At 74.6% G+C, this 18,724-nt stretch carries 18 protein-coding genes; 9 read left to right on the forward strand and 9 right to left on the reverse strand.

Annotation, left to right across the window (positions count from 1 at the left end; genetic code table 11):
• The first annotated feature begins 11 nt into the window (after positions 1–11).
• The 3 genes from C229_RS0112380 to C229_RS0112390 are packed head-to-tail and all read left to right on the forward strand — an operon-like array spanning position 12 to position 1,628.
• A complete protein-coding gene (locus C229_RS0112380) occupies positions 12–308 on the forward strand; it encodes a WhiB family transcriptional regulator (protein ID WP_018655393.1) in 297 nt (98 codons plus the stop codon).
• A 43-nt stretch (positions 309–351) separates the two neighbouring features.
• Positions 352–1,218 (forward strand): helix-turn-helix domain-containing protein, encoded by an 867-nt coding sequence (locus tag C229_RS0112385; protein WP_018655394.1) that lies wholly within the window; start codon positions 352–354, stop codon positions 1,216–1,218.
• Positions 1,215–1,628 carry a VOC family protein gene (locus C229_RS0112390; RefSeq protein WP_018655395.1) on the forward strand — a complete coding sequence of 138 codons (414 nt, stop codon included), beginning with the start codon at positions 1,215–1,217 and terminating at the stop codon, positions 1,626–1,628. The genes C229_RS0112385 and C229_RS0112390 overlap by 4 nt, the downstream gene beginning before the upstream one ends.
• Positions 1,629–1,661: 33 nt before the next feature.
• Here C229_RS0112390 and C229_RS0112395 read toward each other — a convergent pair whose 3' ends face one another.
• Positions 1,662–2,420: a GntR family transcriptional regulator gene (locus tag C229_RS0112395; protein ID WP_018655396.1), complete on the reverse strand. Its 759-nt coding sequence runs from the start codon at positions 2,418–2,420 to the stop codon at positions 1,662–1,664.
• Between the two features lie 141 nt (positions 2,421–2,561).
• On the opposite strand from C229_RS0112395, the gene C229_RS0112400 reads away from it, so the two are divergent.
• The 3 genes from C229_RS0112400 (at position 2,562) to C229_RS0112410 (ending at position 5,718) form a co-directional block, all read left to right on the forward strand.
• Positions 2,562–2,768: a hypothetical protein gene (locus C229_RS0112400; RefSeq protein WP_018655397.1), complete on the forward strand. Its 207-nt coding sequence runs from the start codon at positions 2,562–2,564 to the stop codon at positions 2,766–2,768.
• Positions 2,769–3,096: 328 nt separating this feature from the next.
• On the forward strand, positions 3,097–5,346 hold the full coding sequence (gene glgB / locus C229_RS0112405) for a 1,4-alpha-glucan branching protein GlgB (RefSeq protein WP_026313712.1): 2,250 nt from the start codon (positions 3,097–3,099) through the stop codon (positions 5,344–5,346).
• Between the two features lie 9 nt (positions 5,347–5,355).
• Complete coding sequence (locus tag C229_RS0112410; RefSeq protein WP_018655399.1) at positions 5,356–5,718, forward strand: ACT domain-containing protein; 363 nt, start codon at positions 5,356–5,358, stop codon at positions 5,716–5,718.
• A 4-nt stretch (positions 5,719–5,722) separates the two neighbouring features.
• On the opposite strand, the gene C229_RS0112415 is transcribed toward C229_RS0112410, so the two are convergent.
• Complete coding sequence (locus C229_RS0112415; protein ID WP_018655400.1) at positions 5,723–6,601, reverse strand: NUDIX hydrolase; 879 nt, start codon at positions 6,599–6,601, stop codon at positions 5,723–5,725.
• A 147-nt stretch (positions 6,602–6,748) separates the two neighbouring features.
• Here C229_RS0112415 and C229_RS0112420 point away from each other — a divergent pair, with 147 nt between their 5' ends.
• Genes C229_RS0112420 through C229_RS0112430 form a run of 3 tightly spaced genes read left to right on the forward strand, consistent with a single transcriptional unit; the run spans position 6,749 to position 9,420 of the window.
• The gene (locus C229_RS0112420; RefSeq protein ID WP_018655401.1) at positions 6,749–7,225 is read left to right on the forward strand and encodes a PaaI family thioesterase; all 477 of its coding nucleotides are present in this window, start codon (positions 6,749–6,751) and stop codon (positions 7,223–7,225) included.
• Positions 7,226–7,246: 21 nt separating this feature from the next.
• Positions 7,247–8,950, forward strand: a complete 1,704-nt coding sequence (gene sppA / locus C229_RS0112425; RefSeq protein WP_026313713.1) for a signal peptide peptidase SppA — start codon at positions 7,247–7,249, stop codon at positions 8,948–8,950.
• Positions 8,935–9,420 (forward strand): flavin reductase family protein, encoded by a 486-nt coding sequence (locus C229_RS0112430; protein WP_018655403.1) that lies wholly within the window; start codon positions 8,935–8,937, stop codon positions 9,418–9,420. The genes sppA and C229_RS0112430 overlap by 16 nt, the downstream gene beginning before the upstream one ends.
• Here the strand turns inward: C229_RS0112430 and C229_RS0112435 are convergent.
• From C229_RS0112435 to hutU, 7 genes are all read right to left on the reverse strand, one after another.
• Complete coding sequence (locus tag C229_RS0112435; RefSeq protein WP_018655404.1) at positions 9,417–9,962, reverse strand: ferritin-like domain-containing protein; 546 nt, start codon at positions 9,960–9,962, stop codon at positions 9,417–9,419. The two genes, C229_RS0112430 and C229_RS0112435, sit on opposite strands and share 4 nt — an antisense overlap.
• A gap of 66 nt (positions 9,963–10,028) precedes the next feature.
• The gene (locus C229_RS0112440) at positions 10,029–12,125 is read right to left on the reverse strand and encodes a TerD family protein (protein WP_018655405.1); all 2,097 of its coding nucleotides are present in this window, start codon (positions 12,123–12,125) and stop codon (positions 10,029–10,031) included.
• Positions 12,126–12,141: 16 nt separating this feature from the next.
• Positions 12,142–12,711, reverse strand: coding sequence for a TerD family protein (locus C229_RS0112445; RefSeq protein WP_018655406.1), 570 nt, complete (start codon positions 12,709–12,711; stop codon positions 12,142–12,144).
• A gap of 52 nt (positions 12,712–12,763) precedes the next feature.
• Positions 12,764–13,918, reverse strand: a complete 1,155-nt coding sequence (gene hutI / locus C229_RS0112450; RefSeq protein WP_018655407.1) for an imidazolonepropionase — start codon at positions 13,916–13,918, stop codon at positions 12,764–12,766.
• The gene (locus C229_RS0112455; RefSeq protein ID WP_018655408.1) at positions 13,915–15,267 is read right to left on the reverse strand and encodes a formimidoylglutamate deiminase; all 1,353 of its coding nucleotides are present in this window, start codon (positions 15,265–15,267) and stop codon (positions 13,915–13,917) included. Before C229_RS0112455 ends, hutI begins: the two co-directional genes overlap by 4 nt.
• 100 nt (positions 15,268–15,367) lie before the next feature.
• A complete protein-coding gene (locus C229_RS0112460) occupies positions 15,368–16,570 on the reverse strand; it encodes an allantoate amidohydrolase (protein WP_018655409.1) in 1,203 nt (400 codons plus the stop codon).
• 1 nt (position 16,571) lies between these two features.
• Entirely contained in the window at positions 16,572–18,227 is a 1,656-nt protein-coding gene (hutU, locus tag C229_RS0112465; RefSeq protein WP_026313714.1) for a urocanate hydratase, read from the reverse strand.
• Between the last annotated feature and the right edge of the window lie 497 nt (positions 18,228–18,724).

The raw sequence follows: 18,724 nt of genomic DNA on the forward strand, positions 1-18,724 counted from the left end.
CGAGGGGACTCATGCTGACTGGGGATCTGGCCGCCCAGGCCGCCTGCCGAAACGCTGATCCCGATGCGCTGTTCGTGCAGGGTGCGGCACAGAACCGGGCGAAGACGATATGTCGCGCATGTCCGGTACGAACGGAATGCCTCGCTGACGCGCTCGACAATCGCATCGAGTTCGGCGTCTGGGGCGGCATGACCGAACGTGAACGCCGCGCGCTGCTGCGCCGCAGGCCCGACGTCGATTCGTGGGCGGACCTGCTGGAAGAGGCGCGCGCCGAGTACGAGGAGAACGGCGACCTGGTGGCGAGCTGACGCCGCCCGCCGGACCGTCGGTGCCCGGGGTCATACTGGGGGCATGGACGCGCAGGGTGCGCCGATCATGGAGTTCGTCCGCGCCGGGCGGGTGGGCGGTGGAATCGCGTCCGCCGTCGGCTACCGGGCGGCGGGCCTTCCCGAGACGCTGCACCGGGGGCTGCCCTCTCCGTACCTGACGTTCATCTTCTCGCTCGACGGCCCGGTCGTCGGCGCCGACGACCCCGCCGCCGTCCGTGGCGCGGGCGGGTTCGGCTGCGACGTGCTCGTCGCCGGGCTGCATCCCCGGCCCACCTACGTCGTGCAGCCCGAACGTCAGTCCGGCGTGCAGCTCGCCGTGCACCCGCTCGCCGCCCGCGCCCTGTTCGGCGTGCGCGCCGCCGACCTGGGGACCGGTGCCGTCGAGGCCGCCGACCTGATCGGGCCGGGGGTCACCGACGTCTGGGAGCGGCTGCGGGAGGCGCCGTCGTGGGACGCGGCGTTCGCCGTCGTGGACGGGTTCCTGCGGGAGCGGTCCGGCGCCCGGCCGCCCCGCGACGAGCTGGCCGAGGCGTGGCGCTGGCTCGCCTGGCATCGCGGACGCGGTTCGGTGGACGGGCTCGCGCGGCACGTCGGGCTCAGCGCCCGGCAGCTCAGCACGCTGTTCCGCCGCGAACTCGGCCTGGGCCCCAAGGGCGTCAGCCGCCTGATGCGGTTCGACGCGGCGCGGCAGGCCATCGCCGCCGCCGTCGCCGCCGGGCGCGAGCCCGCCCTCGCCGGCGTCGCGCACCGCCACGGCTACTGCGACCAGGCGCACCTCGCGCGCGAGTTCCGGGAGTTCGCCGGGCTCGCGCCGAGCGCGTGGATCTCCGAGGAGCGCCGAAACATCCAAGCCGGGGGCCACCGGCGCGGGGAAGACTCCGAGGTATGAACACTTCGGAGACCACGCCCGCGCCCGTCGTCTGGCCGACCCTGTCGGCCCGCGACGCCCACGGGCTCATCGCCTTCCTGACCGGCACGTTCGGTTTCGTCGCGACCGCCGTCTACGCCGACGGCGACGTCGTCCAGCACGCCCAGCTCGACTGGCCCGAGGGCGGCGGCGTCATGCTCGGCTCGGTCAAGGACGAGGGCGCCGACTGGTCCCGCGAACCGGGCAAGGCGGGCGTCTACGTCGTCACCGACCACGTGGACGACCTGTACGCCCGGGCGAAGGCCGCCGGGGCGGCCATCGTCCGCGAGCCCCGCGACGAGAGCTACGGCGGCCGCGACTTCATCGCCGCCGACCCCGAGGGCAACCTGTGGTCCTTCGGCTCCTACCGGGGCGAATCCGGCACGTCCTGACGCCGGGCGGCCCGCCCCGCCGTCCGGGGCGGGTCACAGGTCGAGGGAGTAGTCCAGGACGACCTGGTCGGCCGGGAGGACGATGTCGCGGCAGACCTCCATGACGCGGGCGCCCGCGAGCAGGCGGCGGGTGATCGTGACGACCGGGACGCCGTCGGCCATGCGCAGCGTCGCGGACTCGTCCGGCGTCGGCATGCGGGCCCGGACCGCCTCCTCGACGCGGGTGACCGCGTGGCCGAGGAAGCCGAGCTGGGCGAGGGTGCCGCCCGGCCAGGGCTCGTTCGCCGGGTCTGCGACCGGGGTGCCGCCGACGAGCGACCACGGCAGGTAGTTCGTCGAGATCTGCTGCGGCGTCCCCTTCGCGTGGAAGACGAAGTGGCGGCGGAGCAGCGGCGTCGCGTCCGGCAGCTCGAACAGCTCCGCGAGCTCGGGGGTGGCCTCGACCCGGGCGAAGGTCCGGTCGAGCCGGTAGTCCGACCAGGCCAGGTCGCGCTCGCGCGTGAACGTCGTCGCGGGCGGGTCCGGGCGCGGCGCGAAGGCGCGGTAGCGGTCCATCGCGACGCGGCGCAGCGGCGGCACCGCACGGACGATCGTGCCGCCGCCCCGGCGCGTCTCGACCAGTCCCTCGCCGCGCAGCATCGCGATGGCCTGGCGGACGACGATCTCCGAGACGCCGTGCCGCTCGCGCAGCCGCGCCATCGTCGGCAGCCGCGACCCGGGCGGCAGCGCGCCCGCCCGGATCTCGGCGCGCAGCAGGGCGGCGATGCGCCGGTAGGCCGGACCTTCCCGCACTCGCGTCACCTCCTCCGCCCCGGGGGCGCGGGCGACGCGCTAACCCCGGGGAGACGGTCCGCTTACGGACAGCTTGACACTCCACCGCCTCGGTATGACTTTTGTATACAGAAGTGCCTCCCCGGGGAAAGGACGACCGCGATGGGCGACTTCGAGGACGCGAAGTCCTCCGTCGAGTCCGAGTTCCCCGCCTGGCTGGTGTGGCGCAGCGACGCCGGACGCTGGTACGCCACCCGCCGGGGCGACCTGACGGACGCCCAGCTCGAAGCCGGTCAGGCGATGACCGTCGCGGCCGACGACGAACCCGGGCTGCGGGCCCTGCTGACCGAGCAGCGGGGTCGCGGATGAGCCGGGCCGCCGCGCCGGAGACGGCGTCCGGCCCGCCGTACGGGGGCGGGCCGGGCCGCCGTGACGCCAGATACCTCTGGCGTCCGGGTGACAGGAGAGGCACTTCCCCGCGAACGTGACCGCGCGGGCGCCGGCCATCGGCGCGACCCCTGGCGAAGACGCCGCCGCCCGCGCGGGCACCCGCCCGTCACGTCCGCGCCACGCAACGTGAGTGAAGTGCGGAAAGTGGGTAAATGCGGAGGGTCGCCCGCGTTGGATCAGGCTCCGACCGGGTAGAGCGCCTGCGAGGCAGGCCAGACGGTCAGGCGGTGGAGGGAGCCACATCACCATGGCACGAGTGACGCGCGCGGAGATCGACCGGCTCGTCGGCGGCGAACACCACGATCCGCACTCGGTCCTCGGCGCGCACCCCGGCCGTGACGGCATCATGATCCGCGCGCTGCGCCCGCTCGCCGACCGCGTCGACGTCGTCCTGCCGGACGGCGAGCGCCACCGGCTGCGGCACTACCACGGCGGCGTGTTCACCGGCACGATCCCGCCCGGCACCGCCCTGTCCGGCGACGACCCCGAGCAGCCGCCGCTCGCCGTCCCCGACTACCGCCTCGCCGTCACCTACGACGGCACCGAGTCGGTCCAGGACGACCCCTACCGCCACCTGCCCACGCTCGGCGAACTCGACCTGCACCTCATCGGTGAGGGCCGCCACGAGGAGCTGTGGCAGGCCCTCGGCGCCCGCACCCGCGCCTACGCGTCGGCGTTCGGCGAGGTCACCGGCGTCGCGTTCGCGGTGTGGGCGCCGAACGCGCGGGGCGTCCGCGTCATCGGTGAGTTCAACCACTGGGACGGCCGCGCGTTCCCGATGCGGTCGCTGGGCTCGTCGGGCGTGTGGGAGCTGTTCGTGCCCGGCGCCGGCGACGGCGACGCCTACAAGTTCGAGATCCTCGGCGCCGACGGGCAGTGGCGCGGCAAGGCCGACCCCATGGCCCGGTACGCCGAGCAGCCGCCGCGCACCGCGTCACGCGTCTTCACCAGCGCCTACGCCTGGGGCGACGACGCGTGGATGGAGCAGCGCAAGGAACGCTCCTACGTGCACGAGCCGATGAGCGTCTACGAGGTGCACCTGGGCTCGTGGCGGCAGGGCCTCGGCTACCGGGAGCTGGCCGAGGAGCTGACCGCCTACGTCTCCGACATGGGCTTCACGCACGTGGAGTTCCTGCCGGTCGCCGAGCACCCGTACGGGCCGTCCTGGGGCTACCAGGTGACGTCGTACTACGCGCCGACGTCCCGGTTCGGCGACCCCGACGACTTCCGGTACCTGGTCGACCGGCTGCACCAGGCGGGCGTCGGCGTCATCGTCGACTGGGTGCCCGCGCACTTCCCCAAGGACGAGTGGGCGCTGGCTCGCTTCGACGGCACCACGCTCTACGAGCACGGCGACCCGCAGCGCGGCGAGCATCCCGACTGGGGCACGCTGGTGTTCGACTTCGGCCGCACCGAGGTCCGCAACTTCCTCGTCGCCAACGCCGCGTTCTGGCTGGAGGAGTTCCACGTCGACGGGCTGCGCGTCGACGCCGTCGCCTCGATGCTCTACCTCGACTATTCGCGCGAGGACGGCCAGTGGACGCCGAACATCTACGGCGGCCGGGAGAACCTGGAGGCGATCTCGTTCCTCCAGGAGATGAACGCGACCGTCTACAAGCGCAGCCCCGGCGTCGTCACGATCGCGGAGGAGTCGACGGCGTGGCCGGGGGTGTCGCGGCCGACGCACCTGGGCGGGCTCGGGTTCGGGTTCAAGTGGAACATGGGGTGGATGCACGACACGCTCCACTACCTGGAGCACGAGCCGCTGTTCCGCAACTACCACCACGGCGAGCTGACGTTCTCGCTGGTGTACGCGTTCTCCGAGAACTACGTGCTGCCGCTGTCGCACGACGAGGTCGTCCATCTCAAGGGGTCGCTGCTCGGCAAGATGCCCGGCGACTCGTGGAACAAGTTCGCGGGGCTGCGGGTGCTGCTGGCCTACATGTGGTCGCATCCGGGCAAGCAGCTCCTGTTCATGGGCGGCGAGTTCGGGCAGGGCGCCGAGTGGGCCGAGGACCGGGGGCTCGACTGGTGGCTGCTCGACAGCGCCGCCGAGGGCGCCCACCACATCGGCGTGCAGAAGCTCGTCCGCGACATGAACCGGCGCTACAAGGAGTTTCCCGCGCTGTGGGCGCGCGACAACGAGCCCGACGGCTTCGAGTGGATCGACGCCAACGACGCGAGCGGCAACGTCCTGACGTTCCTGCGGCGCGGCGGCGACGGCCGGGTGCTGGCGTGCGCGTTCAACTTCTCCGGCGCCCCGCACGAGAACTACCGGATCGGCCTGCCGCACACCGGGGTCTGGCGCGAGGTGCTCAACACCGACGCGTTCGAGTACGGCGGCAGCGGCGTCGGCAACCTCGGCCGCGTCGAGGCGCACGACGTCCCGCACCACGCGATGCCCGCGTCGGCGGAGCTGCGCGTCCCGCCGCTGGGCGCGGTGTGGCTCGTTCCGGACGAGACGCCCGCCGAGCCTCGCACGCCCGGGGCGTCATAGGGTCGGCGGATGAGCGTTCCGCACCTGCACCGCGTGCCCGGCCGGTTCGTCGTGGAGCATCTGGCGCACGCGACGCTGCCCGAGGACGACGAGTGGGTCGCGCTCGTCCGGGCGCCGGAGGGGCTGACGGTCGTGCGCGAGGCGCCGCCCTGGGTCGAGGCCGAGCGCTGGACGGGCTTCTACGCCGACACCCCGTCCGGCACGGGCGCGCCCGGCGTGCTCGCCGCGATCCTGGCGCCGCTCGCCGACGCCGCGCTGCCGGTGTTCGTCGCCTCGACCTACCACGCCGACCTGGTGCTGGTGCCCGAGGACGACGCCGAGCGCGCCGCCGGGACGCTGCGCGGCGCGGGCGTCCGCGTCACCGTGGGCTGAGCCGTCAGCGGCGCCGGGCGGGCAGGCGGTCCAGCAGCCAGCGCGGGCCGAGCACGGACGCGCCCGCGGCCTCACAGCGGGCGCGCAGTTCGCGGTCGGCGGTGACGACGAGGTAGCGGACGTCGGGGTCGGGGTCGGTGACGAGGGCGACGATGTGGTCGTCGCCGCTGCCCGGCGCGGCGACGACGGTGACGTCCGGGCTGGGCTCGGCGGCGACGCCGCGCGCCGCCCCCTCCACGACCAGGACGATCTCCGGGTAGGCCAGCGGATAGGGCGCGGCGCCCTCCGGCAGGCGGACGCCCCCGGACGCCAGCGTCCGCAGGTCGTCGCGCAGCCGGGCGTTGGCGCCCGCGCGGTCCTTCCACCAGCCGTCGGCGCGCGCCCCGACGACGTTCGCCGCGTCCACCACCAGCACGATCCGGCTCAAAGCGACCTCCAGAGACGTCCATCCGCGGGCGAACGGGGGAAACAGCCGGCGGTCCCGCACCCGCTCGGCCCGGACCCAGGCGGCGCGCCGGGTCTCCCGCGACGCGGCCCGCACGACCGGCCGCTCCGCGACCGACGCGATCACCGACGTGTAGGCCCAGCCGCCGTGGTCCTCGACGGACGCGCCGTGCACCCGGACCAGCGCGGTGTCCAGTGTGGACTCCTCGGCCGTCTCGCGCAGCGCCCCGGCGACCGGGTCCTCGTGGCTGTGCCGGGCGCCGCCGAACATGCCCCACGTGCCGCCGCCGATCCCCCACCAGGCGCGCTGCTGGAGCAGGACGCGGACGATCCCGGCGGCGTCGCGGTGGAACAGCAGCAGGCCCGACGCCCCGTACCGGCCCCAATGCGTGTGGCCCTGGACGCAGCGCGCCCAGCCGTCGCCGTCACCGTCAGCCATGCGGACGAACCTATCCTCCGGGTCGTCTCAGTACGGTGGACACGTCATTTGTCAGCTTTCAGCCGACGCCGGTGAGCAACCGCACATCGCCCGCCGCACCCCGAACCGAATACGATTCGGCTGATCGCACCCGTGAGGAGACCCCCGTTGAGCCTGGACATCGACAGCGCGACCGCCGACCTGTGGAACAACGCCACCGGCGCGGAACTGATCCAGGCCATCGCCGACGGCAGGTTCCCCCAGCTCACCGACATCAACGACCACATCGGGCAGATCATCACCCGCGCCGAGCCCGGTCACGTCGAGATCTCCTGGACGCCCGCCGAGAAGCTGTGCAACCCCGGCGGCACCGTGCACGGCGGCTACATCGCGATGATCCTCGACAACGCCGTCTGCCTCGCGGGCGCGTCCACCGGCGCCAGGTTCATGCCGATGCTCACCCTCAACCTGAACGTCGACTACCTGCGTCCCGTCCTGGCGGGCACGCGGTACACCGTCGTCGGCACCTGCGTGCACCCCGGTTCCGTCCGCCTGGTGTCCAACGCCGTCCTCACCGGACCCGACGGCCGTCCCGCCGCCCAGGCCAGCGCGAGCGTCCTGCCGAACCGCGCGTTCGCCCGCTGACCCACCGCATAGGCTGGGGCCATGGTGGACCCCGGTACAGTCGTGAACGTCATCCGTGAGGCCCGCGAACGCCGCACGGCCCCGCTGATCCTCGAACTCGACCTCGCGGACGGGATCGTGGAGGCTCCCCCCGCCGACCCCCTGTCCGCGCTCATGACGCTGCGCCGCACGCACCTGCACGACGTGCTCGGCGGGCTGCGGCGGGCCCGCACCGACCCCCGCGTCAAGGCGCTCGTCGTCAAGGTGTCCGGTGGCACGGCGCTGGCGATGGCGCAGGAGCTGCGCGACGCCGTGGCCGCGTTCCGCGCGGCGGGCAAGCTCGCCGTCGCCTGGGCCGAGACGTTCGGCGAGGGCGGGCGCGGCAACGTCCCCTACTACCTCGCGACCGGGTTCGACGAGGTGTGGCTCCAGCCGTCCGGCGAGGTCGGGCTGACCGGCATCGCGCTGGAGGAGCCGTTCTTCGGCGGCGCGCTGGAGAAGGCGGGCGTCAAGCCCGAGTTCGCCAAGCGGCACGAGTACAAGACGATGGCGAACACGTTCATGGAACGCGCCTACACGCCCGCGCACGAGGAGTCGTCGCAGCGGCTCGTCGACTCCCTGGCCGACCAGATCGCCGCCGGTGTCGCCGCCGCGCGCGGCATCGACGTCGCGGAGGTGCGCGCGCTGATCGACCGGGGCCCGCTGCTGGCCGCCGAGGCGCTGGACGCGCGCCTGGTCGACCGGCTCGGCTACCGCGACGAGGTGTACGCGCACGTCCGCGAGCGCGTCGGCGGGCAGCCGCTGCTGCGGTTCGTCAACCGGTACAACCGGGCGCAGAGCGTCGCGAAGAAGCTCCCCAAGCCGGGCAAGCACGACGCGATCGCGCTGATCACCGGGCAGGGGCCGATCCGGCTCGGCCGCTCCGGGCGCGGCGGGCCGCTGCCCACGCAGGGCCCGTCGATGGGGTCGGACACGATCTCCGCCGCGTTCCGCGCCGCCGTCCGCGACGACCGCGTCAAGGCGATCGTGTTCCGGGTGAACAGCCCCGGCGGGTCGGCGGTCGCGTCCGACACGATCTGGCGCGAGGTGCAGCTCGCCCGCGAGGCGGGCAAACCCGTCGTGGTGTCGATGGGGAACGTCGCCGCGTCCGGCGGCTACTACGTCGCGATGGGCGCCGACACGATCGTCGCGCAGCCCGGCACGATCACCGGGTCGATCGGCGTCGTCGTCGGCAAGGCCGTCGTCAACGACCTGCTCGCCCGCGTCGGCGTCGGGCTCGGGCACGTCACCTCCGGCGACCACGCCCGCATGTTCTCCGCCACCAAGGACTTCTCCGACTCCGAGTGGGCGCGCGTCAACGCCTCCCTCGACGCGATCTACGCCGACTTCACCGGCAAGGCCGCGCGGGGCCGGGGCATGACGCCCGAGAAGATGCACGAGCTGGCGCGCGGACGCGTCTGGACCGGCGCCGACGCCCACGCCAACGGCCTGGTGGACGAGCTGGGCGGCCTCGACCACGCGCTCGGCCTGGCCCGCGAGAAGGCGGGGCTGGCCGCGACGGCGCCCGTCCGGCCGTTCCCGCACGGCTCCCCGCTCGACCGGCTGCGCCCGCCGGAGTCCAGCGACGACCGCACCGCCGCGTCGGCCCGCTTCGACGGCTGGGGCGCGCTGAGCGGCGCGGCGGCGCGGCTGGGCCTGCCCGCGGCGGGGCCGCTGACGCTGCCGGGCGCGTGGGAGATCCGCTGAGCACCGCCGACGCCGCCGAGGCCGTCGCGGGCTTCGCGACGGGCGTCGTCGTGCTGACGGTCCGCGACGGCCGCGACGACCACGGGACGACGGTGACGTCGTTCCTGTCGGTCTCGCTCGACCCGCCGCTGGTGCTCGTCAGCATGACGACGTCCTCGTACCTCACCGAGGTGCTGCACCGCCGGGACCGCTGGGCCGCGACGATCCTGGCGTCGTCCCAGCGGGCTCTGGCCGGGCGGTTCGCCGCCGCCGGCCGTCCCGGCGCCCGCATCCTGCTGGCCGCCGAGCCGCACCGGCGCGGCACCGCGTCCGACGCGCTCATCCCCGACGGCGGCGTGGCCGCGCTGGAGTGCGCGACCCGCGACCGCGTCGAGGCGGGCGACCACACCCTGTTCATCGCCGAACCGCTCGCCGTCGCCTACACGGCGTCGCGGCCGCCGCTCGTCCGGGCGTCGCGCCGGTACCTCTAGCTCTTGAGGCTGTCGGGGAGGCGTTCGAGGAGGCCGCGCAGGTCGTCGGCGTGCTCCTCCTCCTGGGCCAGCAGGTTCTCGAAGACGCGCTTGGTCGTGACGTCCTTGTCGCCGAGCCACTGGACGATCTCGGTGTAGGACGCGACCGCGATGCGCTCCGCGACCAGGTCCTCCTTGATCATCTCGACGAGGTCGAGGCTGGCGTCGTACTCGGCGTGCGAGCGGGTCGTCAGCGTGTCCGGGGAGAAGTCGGGCTCGCCGCCGAGCTGCACGATGCGCTCGGCGAGCAGGTCGGCGTGCTCCTGCTCCTCCTTGGCGTGCTCCAGGAACTCGGCGGCGACCGTCTCGGCGTGGATGCCCGTCGCCGTGAAGTAGTGCCGCTTGTAGCGCAGCGTGCAGACGATCTCCGTCGCGAGCGCCTCGTTCAGCACCTGGATCACCCGGTCGACGTCCGCGCCGTACGCCTGCGTGATCGGGCCCTTCAGGATCTCCTGCCGAGCGTTCTCACGCAGCGTCTTGATGTCGGTCAGGAACTCGGCCATCGTCGCCCCCTCGGGATCTGTCGCGGTGTCGCGGGGCCTTGTACCCGAGGAGCGGGCTTCAACCGCCTACCCGCCCGTCACCGCCCGCGCGTGCGCGCCGAGGACGTGGGCGAGCAGCGCCGGGGCCGCGCCCTCGCGGGCGTCGGCGAGGGTGTCGGGGGTGAGCGTCCAGTCGTGGCCGGTCCAGCCGTCGCGGATCGTGTCCTCGCCGCCGGGCAGGCTCGCGCCGCACGCCTGCCGGACGCGCATCGCGCGCACCGACTCGCCCGCCGGGGCGCCCGTCTCGGCCAGCAGCACCGGGACGCCCGCCGCCGGGCCGTCCTCGGCGAGGCGGACGAGGTGGTGGGCGTCGTCGCCGTCGAGCGCGGCGCCCACGTCCAGCACGACCAGCAGCCGCACCGGCGGGCCGGGCCGCAGGCCGGGCGGCAGCTCGTCGGCCTCGCCGCCGACGCCGCGCAGGTCCACCAGGTCGAGCAGGGCGCGCAGCCGCTCCGACGCCTGCGGCCCGGCGACGGCGCCGCCGCCCGCGAGGGTGTCGCGGACGCGCGGGTCGAGCCCGTTGACCCACTGCGCGCCGGACAGGCCGGACGCGTCCACGACCTCGATCCCGGCGAGGCCGGGCGGCAGCGCGGCGAGGAACCGGGTGACGAGCGACCACGTGAACGCCGTCGCCGCGCCCGGCACCGGCCCGCCGGTGATCCACACGCCGCTGCGCCACGGCATCCGCATGACCAGCGGCATCCGCAGGCCGGGCATCTCGGGCGTGCCGAGGTGGCCGAGGAGGATGCCGTCGGCGACGTCGGCGCGGGGCTGCCAGGTCAGCCAGGACGGCGCGTCGAACGGCGCCAGCTCCGGCGGCACGTGCCCGCCCGCGTCGCCGAGTTCGGCGGCGAGCTGCGCGGCGTCGGCGGCCAGCCGCTCGTTCGCGGCGGCCATCAGCTCGGCGGGCCGCCCGGCGGCGCTCCCGCCCGCCGAGTCCCGCAACCGCAGCGCGTGCTCGGTCGTCGCCCGATGCGCGGCCACCGCCCGGCTAGCGTCCTCCCACACCAGCCAAGCCCGCTCCACGAACCCAACCTGGTTCCCCACCTGCGAAGACCCAGGCCCACCCTGCCCCGGCGAACCACCCGCACTTGGAGAGCCAACGGGCGAACCGTGCCCGCCATGCCCCGGCGAACCACCCGCCTGCGACGGCGAACCGGCCTGCGAGCCCAGCCCCGCCCCGCCGTGCGCCTGCGGCGAACCATGCCCACCTTGCCCCGGCGAACCACCCGCCTGCGGCGAGGAACCGGCCTGCGAGCCCAGCCCCGCCCCGCCGCCTGCCTGCGGCGGACCATGCCCGCCTTGCCCCGGCGAGCCACCCGCGCGCGGCGGCGAACCGGCCTGCGAGCCCTGTCCGGCCCCGCCGCCCGCCTGCGGCGAACCACCTGGGCGGGGCGGTGAAGTTGCGTGCGGGCCCTGCCCGGTCTGTCCCGCCGCACTGCCCGCGTGCGGGGAAGCCGTAGATGGGCCATGCCCGGGATGTGAACCGTGCCCGCTCTGTCCCGGCGGGGAACCGGGGTCGGGGTGGGCGCCGTGGCCGGGCGCGGAGTGCCGGGCTCCGTGGGCGAACGGCGCGGGCGTGCCCTGCGCGGGCGTGGTGTGGAGCGAGGGCGCGGGGGTGGGCCGGGGCGCGGGAGCCGGGGGGTCGACGTCCACGCCGTGGTCGGTGAGGAGGGCGGCGAGGCCGCCCGCGTAGCCCTGGCCGAGGGCGCGGATCTTCCACGCGTCCGCGCGGCGGTAAAGCTCGAAGCCCACGATCGCCTGTTCGACGCCGAGGTTCGCCACCGTGAACGACGCGACGTCCGCGCCGCCGGACACGACGGCCAGCCGGGGCGGCGGCAGCGCTCCGAACGTGCCGTCGGCCAGCGACAGCGCGACCAGCACGGCGTGCACGTCGCCGGGGACGGCGGCGAGGTCGAGGGTGAGGCGCTGCCCGCCTTCGTGCGACCACCGCACGCCGGGCGCGGACGGGGCGTTGTAGAACACCACGTCGGCGTCGGAGCGGACCTTCAGCCGCGCGTCCACCAGCAGCGCGCTGACGTCGGCGGGCGCGCCGCACTCGGCGGTGACGGTCAGCGTGCCCGGGGGCAGGGGCGCGTTCGCCCCGCTCGTCATCTCGGCCATCGGGGGGAGGCGGCGGTCAGGCGTGGGCGGCGATCGAGGGGAACATGTCCTGGAAGGTACGGCCCTGACCGGGCTCGCCGATCGCGTTCAGCTTCCAGCCGTCGCCGTGGCGGTACAGCTTCGCCATGATCATCGCGGTGTGCTGGCCGCCGCCGGTGAGCGTGTAGCGGGCCAGCTCGGCGTTGGTCTGCTCGTCCACGAGACGGCAGAACGCGTTGGCGACCTGGTCGAAGCTCTGGTTGTTGAACGAGCTGACCGTGAAGACCAGCGACGTCACGTGCACGGGCACGCGCGTGAGGTCGACGATGATGGACTCGTCGTCGCCGTCGCCCGCGCCGGTGAGGTTGTCGCCCGTGTGCCGGACCGAGCCGTCCTTGGACGTGAGCTGCCCGAAGTACACGACGTCGGCGGGCTGCCCGTCGGCGAACAGCACGACCGACGCGTCCAGGTCGATCTCCTGCTCGCGGGAGCCGAAGAACCCCTTCTTCTTCACCGCGTCCCAGCCGAGGCCCATGCGCACCATCGTGAGCGAGCCGCCGGGCTTCTCCAGCGAGATCCGCTGGCCCTTGACCATCGAGACCGACACGAAACGTCTCCTTCCCCGCCACGGGGACCGGAACGCCCCGTTCGCGACGACCCTACCGAACGACGGGGACACCGTTCCGCCATACGGCGGCGACCTGGGGCACTCCGGGCCGGTAGGCGAGGAACACGTGCGAGGGCGCGTCGAGGACGAGCACGTCGGCGCGCGCCCCCGTGGACAGGTGCCCGACGTCGTCGCGGCGCAGCGCGCGGGCGCCGCCGAGCGTCGCGGCCCGGACGGCCTCGATCGGCGTCATGCCCATCTCCCGGACGGCGAGCGCGATGCAGAACGCCATGCTGGAGCTGAAGCACGACCCCGGGTTGCAGTCGGTGGCCAGTGCGACGGTCGCGCCCGCGTCCAGCAGGCGCCGCGCGTCGGGGTAGGGCTGCCGGGTGGAGAACTCGACGCCGGGCAGCAGGGTCGCGACGGTGTCGGACGAGGCGAGCGCGTCCACGTCGGCGCGCGACAGGTAGGTGCAGTGGTCGGCGGACGCCGCGCCCAGCTCGACGGCCAGCCCGACGCCCGGCCCCTGCCGGAGCTGATTGGCGTGCACGCGCGGCAGCAGCCCGGCGGCGATCCCGGCCTCCAGCACCTCGCGGGCCTGCTCGCCGTCGAAGGCGCCGCGCTCGCAGAACACGTCGATCCAGCGGGCGTGCGGCGCGCACGCGTCGAGCATGGCGCCGGTGACGAGGCGGACGTAGCCGCCGGGGTCGTCGTCGTACTCGGGCGGGACGACGTGCGCGCCGAGGAACGTGACCTCGTCGGCCTCCTCGGCGGCGATGCGGACGCACCGCGCCTCCTGCTCGACGGTGAGGCCGTAGCCGGACTTGCACTCGATCGTCGTCGTGCCCTGCCGGGCCATCTCGGCGACGAGGCGGCGCAGGTTGGCGCGCAGGTCGTCGTCGGGCGCCTCGCGGGTCGCCGCGACGGTGGTGCGGATGCCGCCCGCCTTGTAGGGGCGGCCGCTCATCCGCGCGGCGAACTCGGCGGACCGCTGCCCGGCGAACACCAGGTGGGCGTGCGAGTCGACGAATCCGGGCAGCACGCAGCGGCCCCGGGCGTCGTACACCTCGTCGGCGGCGGGGGCCGCGTCGGACGCGCCGGTCCACGCGACCTGCCCCTCGTGCAGGACGAGCGCGGCGTCGCGCAGGGTGCCGAGGTCCGGGTCGTTGGTGACCAGCTCTCCGATGCCCCGGATCAGCGTGCTCATCGGCGCTCCTCCCCCTCGGTGCGCGGTCGCGTGACCGCCTCGATCGCGCTCGCCAGCGCCCCGGGGACGTCGGGGACGAGCAGGTGGCGGCCGTCGTCGACGACCGGGCGTCCGGCGTTGACGACGTGGGTGACGTCGGCGGCGGTGGCGGCGTAGACGGCGGCCTCGGCGGGGTCGGCGCCCGCCGTGCGGACCGAGTCCAGGGCGACGGTCACCAGGTCGGCGGTGGCGCCGGGCGTGAGGGAGCCCGCGTCGGGGCGGCCGAGCGCGGCGTGGCCGGTCGCGGTGAGCGCCGTCAGCAGCTCGGCGGCGGTGAAGTGGCCGCGCCGCCGCGTGCGCAGGCGTTCGTGCAGTTCGAGGGCGCGGGCCTCTTCGAGGAGGTCGATGACGGCGTGCTGGTCGGACCCGAGCGTCAGCGGCGATCCGGCGGCGGCCAGGTCGCCCGTGCGGCCGAGGCCGTCGGCGAGGTCGCGTTCGGTGGTGGGGCAGACGCAGGCGCCGGTGGCGGTGCCGCCCAGCAGGGCGATGTCGGCGTCGGTGAGGTGGGTGGCGTGGACGGCGACGGTGCGCGGGCCGAGCGCGTCCGCGCCGTCCAGCAGCGCGGCCGGGGTGACGCCGTGGGCGGCCAGGCAGGCGGTGTTCTCGGCGGCCTGCTCGGACAGGTGGACGTGCAGCGGCAGCGCGTGCGCGCGGGCGTGGGCGGCGACGGCGGCGATCTCGTCCGGCGGCACCGCGCGGACGGAGTGGACGGCGGCGCCGATCGTGGCGTGCGCGGGTACGTCGTCCAGGAGCGCGGCGACGCGGTCGCGCCAGGCGGCGGCGGTGCCGTCGCCGAAGCGGATCTGCGGGCCGTCGAGCGGGGCGTCGAAACCGCCGCGCAGGTAGCAGGCGTCGAGCAGGGTGATGCGGACGCCCGCGTCGGCGGCGGCGTCGATGAGCGCGCGTCCCATGGCGTTCGGGTCGTCGTAGGGCGAGCCGTCGCGGCGGTGGTGCAGGTAGTGGAACTCACCGACGGCGGTGACGCCCGCGAGCGCCATCTCCGCGAAGACGGCCGTCGCGAGCGCCCGGTAGGTGTCCGGTTCGAGCCGGTCCGCGACGGCGTACATCCGCTGCCGCCAGGTCCAGAACGTGCCGCGTCCGGCCTGCGCCCGCCCGCGCAGCGCCCGGTGGAAGGCGTGCGAGTGCACGTTGGCGAACCCCGGCAACGTCAGCCCGGGCAGCCGGACGGCGTCCGACGGCGCCGGCGCCCCGGCCCGTACCTCGCTGAACCGGTCGCCCTCCGCCTCCAGCAACACGTGGGGCAGGACCGCGCCGCCGACCCACGCCCACTCGGCATGCCACCGCCTCACGCGACCACCGGCCCCGCGTGCGAGAGGCCGCTGACCTGGGTCTTCGTGAAGTTATCCACAGGCTGTGGCGGTGGGGTGCACAGCGTGTCACGGGTCTGCATCATGGGTGTTCCAGGAGGTCTTCGAGGACCTGGGCGAGGGCGGTGACGCCCGCCAGGCAGTCGGGGATGTCGGCGTGTTCGGAGGGGGCGTGCGAGATGCCGGTCGGATTGCGGACGTACAGCATGGCGGTGGGGATGCGGGCGGCGAGGATGCCCGCGTCGTGCCCGGCGCCCGTGGGCAGCAGCGGCACGTCGCCGAGCAGGGCGCGCAGGTGGTCGCGCAGGGCGTGGGGGAAGTCGAGGAGCGGCGTGTACGACTCCTCCGCCACGTCCACCTTGACGTCGTGGCCCACCGCCGCCAGACGCGCCGCGCGCTCGATCTCGGTCACCGTGCGGCGGACGGCGTCGTCCACCGGTCCCCGGCCGTCGAGCCACGCCGTCACCGACGCGGCGATCGCGTTCACCCCGCCCGGGTCCACGGCGACCTTGCCGACCGTGGCCAGGGTGCCGTTGCGCTCGGCGGCCTGGCGCGCCGCCAGGACCATCGCGGCGAAGGGCAGCATCGGGTCGCGGCGGTCGCGGAGCGCCGTCGTGCCCGCGTGGTCGCCCTGGCCGGTGAAGCCGAAGCGCCACCGGCCGTGCGGGATGATCGAACTGGCCACGCCGACCGGGCCGACCAGGGCGCGGCCCTGCTCGACGTGCAGCTCCACCCCGTACGCCAGACGGCCCAGCAGCGCTTCGTCCGGGCCGATCGCGGCGGGGTCGAGGCCGTGCTCCGCGATGACGTCCGCGAACGTGGCGCCGTCCCCGTCGCGCAGGGCGCGCGCCCGCTCCGGCGTGATCGCGCCCGTCAGCAGCCGCGATCCGAGGCAGGCGACGCCGAACCGGGCGCCCTCCTCCTCGGCGAACGCCGCGACGACGAGCGGGCGCCGGGGCGCGAACCCGCGCTCGCGCAGCGCGTCCAGTGCCGCGAAGGCCGTCACGACGCCGAGCGGTCCGTCGAACGCGCCGCCGCCGGGCACCGAGTCCAGGTGGCTGCCGGTGAGCACGGCGCCGTCCCGGCGTCCGTCCGCCGGATACCACCAGGCGAACAGGTTGCCGTTGGCGTCCGGTTCCAGCGCGAGGCCGCGCCCCGCCGCCTCCGCCTCGAACCAGGCGCGGCACTCCAGCTCCGGCGCCGTCCACGCGAACCGGTGGTATCCGCCCGTCGCCGCCGACCTGCCCACCGGCAGCAGGTCCGCCCACATGGCCTCGAACGTCACCTCAGCCCTCCGCCATGGGGATGCGGACGCCGCGCTCGGCGGCGACCTGCCCGGCCCGGTCGTAGCCGGCGTCGGCGTGCCGCATGACGCCGGTGCCGGGGTCGTTGGTGAGGACGCGTTCGAGCTTTTGCGCGGCGAGGTCCGTCCCGTCGGCCACGCACACCTGCCCGGCGTGGATCGAGCGGCCGATGCCGACGCCGCCGCCGTGGTGGATCGACACCCACGTCGCACCGGAGGCGGTGTTGAGCAGCGCGTTGAGCAGCGGCCAGTCCGCGATGGCGTCCGAGCCGTCCTTCATCGCCTCGGTCTCGCGGTAGGGCGAGGCGACCGAGCCGGTGTCGAGGTGGTCCCGGCCGAGGACGAGCGGCGCGCTCACCTCGCCGCGCGCCACCAGGTCGTTGAACAGGGCCCCGGCCTTGTCGCGCTCGCCGTAGCCGAGCCAGCAGATCCGCGCCGGGAGTCCCTGGTAGTGGACGCGCTCCCCCGCCATCGTGATCCAGCGCCGCAGCGGCTCGTTGTCGGGGAACAGGTCGAGGATCGCCTGGTCGGTGCGGGCGATGTCCTTGGGGTCGCCCGACAGCGCCGCCCACCGGAACGGCCCCTTGCCCTCGCAGAACAGCGGCCGGATGTAGGCGGGCACGAAGCCGGGGAAGTCGAACGCGCGGTCGTATCCGGCGAGCTGCGCCTCGCCGCGGATCGAGTTGCCGTAGTCGAACACCTCGGCGCCCGCGTCCTGGAAGCCGACCATCGCCTCCACGTGCGCGGCCATCGACTCGCCGGCCCGGGTGATGAACCCGGCGCGGTCGCGTTCGCGCTCGGCGGCCATGTCGGCGAACGCGACGCCGCGCGGCAGGTAGGCGAGGGGGTCGTGGGCGCTGGTCTGGTCGGTGACGATGTCGATGGGGGCGTCGCGGCGCAGCAGTTCGGGGACGACGTCGGCGGCGTTGCCGAGCAGCCCGATCGAGAGCGCGCGCCGGTCGTCGCGGGCCTGTTCGGCGAGCAGCAGGGCGTCGTCGAGGGTGTCGGCCTGCACGTCGCAGTAGCGGTGCGCGACGCGCCGGTCGATGCGGGAGGGGTCGCACTCGACGACGATCGCGACGCCGCCGTTCATCGTGACGGCGAGGGGCTGGGCGCCGCCCATGCCGCCGAGCCCGGCGGTGAGCGTGATCGTCCCGGCGAGGCTGCCGCCGAACCGCTTTTCGGCGACGGCGGCGAACGTCTCGTACGTCCCCTGGAGGATGCCCTGCGTCCCGATGTAGATCCACGATCCGGCGGTCATCTGCCCGTACATCGTGAGTCCCTCGGCCTCCAGCCGCCGGAACTCCTCCCAGTCCGCCCACTGCGGCACCAGGTTGGAGTTCGCCAGCAGCACCCGGGGAGCCCACTCGTGCGTCCGGAAGATCCCCACGGGCTTCCCCGACTGCACCAGCAGCGTCTCGTCGCCTTCGAGGTCCGTGAGCGACCGCACGATCCCGTCGTAGGCGTCCCACGACCGCGCGGCCCGTCCCGTCCCGCCGTAGACGACGAGCTCGTCCGGGTGCTCGGCCACCTCGGGGTCCAGGTTGTTCATCAACATCCGCAGCGCGGCCTCCTGCGGCCACCCCTTGGCGGTCAGCGCACTCCCGCGCGCGGCCCGCACCGGCCTAGCACCAGCCATACCGAGAACTCCTTCTCAACAAGAACGACGACGAACCGACCCCGACGAACAACAGGAGGCCCAACCTCCCCGAAGACCACCCACCCCACCGACCGGATGAGCCCCAAAGCGGCCAGCGCCCCCAAGCACGAAGGCCCACCCGCGAAGCCCCTCTGTGGACTCGGCGGCCGGGACACGAAGCAGCCCGAGTGGCAAGCCCGGGCGCGGACAGGGCCACCCGCGAGGGCCCGCCGTGGCCTCGGCCTGAACACGAAGCGGCGCGAGTGGCACGCCCGGGCGTCGACGGGGCCATCCGAGAGGACACGTGGTGGATTCGGCCGCCCGGGTACCAGATGGCGCGGGCGGCGGACGAGGCCATCCGTGGCCCGTCGTGGACTCGGCAGCCTGAACAAGGCGCAGCGCGAGTTGCGAGGAGCCAGGGTGCGGAAGGGACAACCCGAGCGGGCCCGTTGTGGACTCGGCGGCCTGAACGTGAAGCGGCGCCGGTGCCGGGTGTG

The sequence above is a fragment of the Actinomadura flavalba DSM 45200 genome (genome assembly GCF_000374305.1).
GTDB classification, from domain to species: domain Bacteria; phylum Actinomycetota; class Actinomycetes; order Streptosporangiales; family Streptosporangiaceae; genus Spirillospora; species Spirillospora flavalba.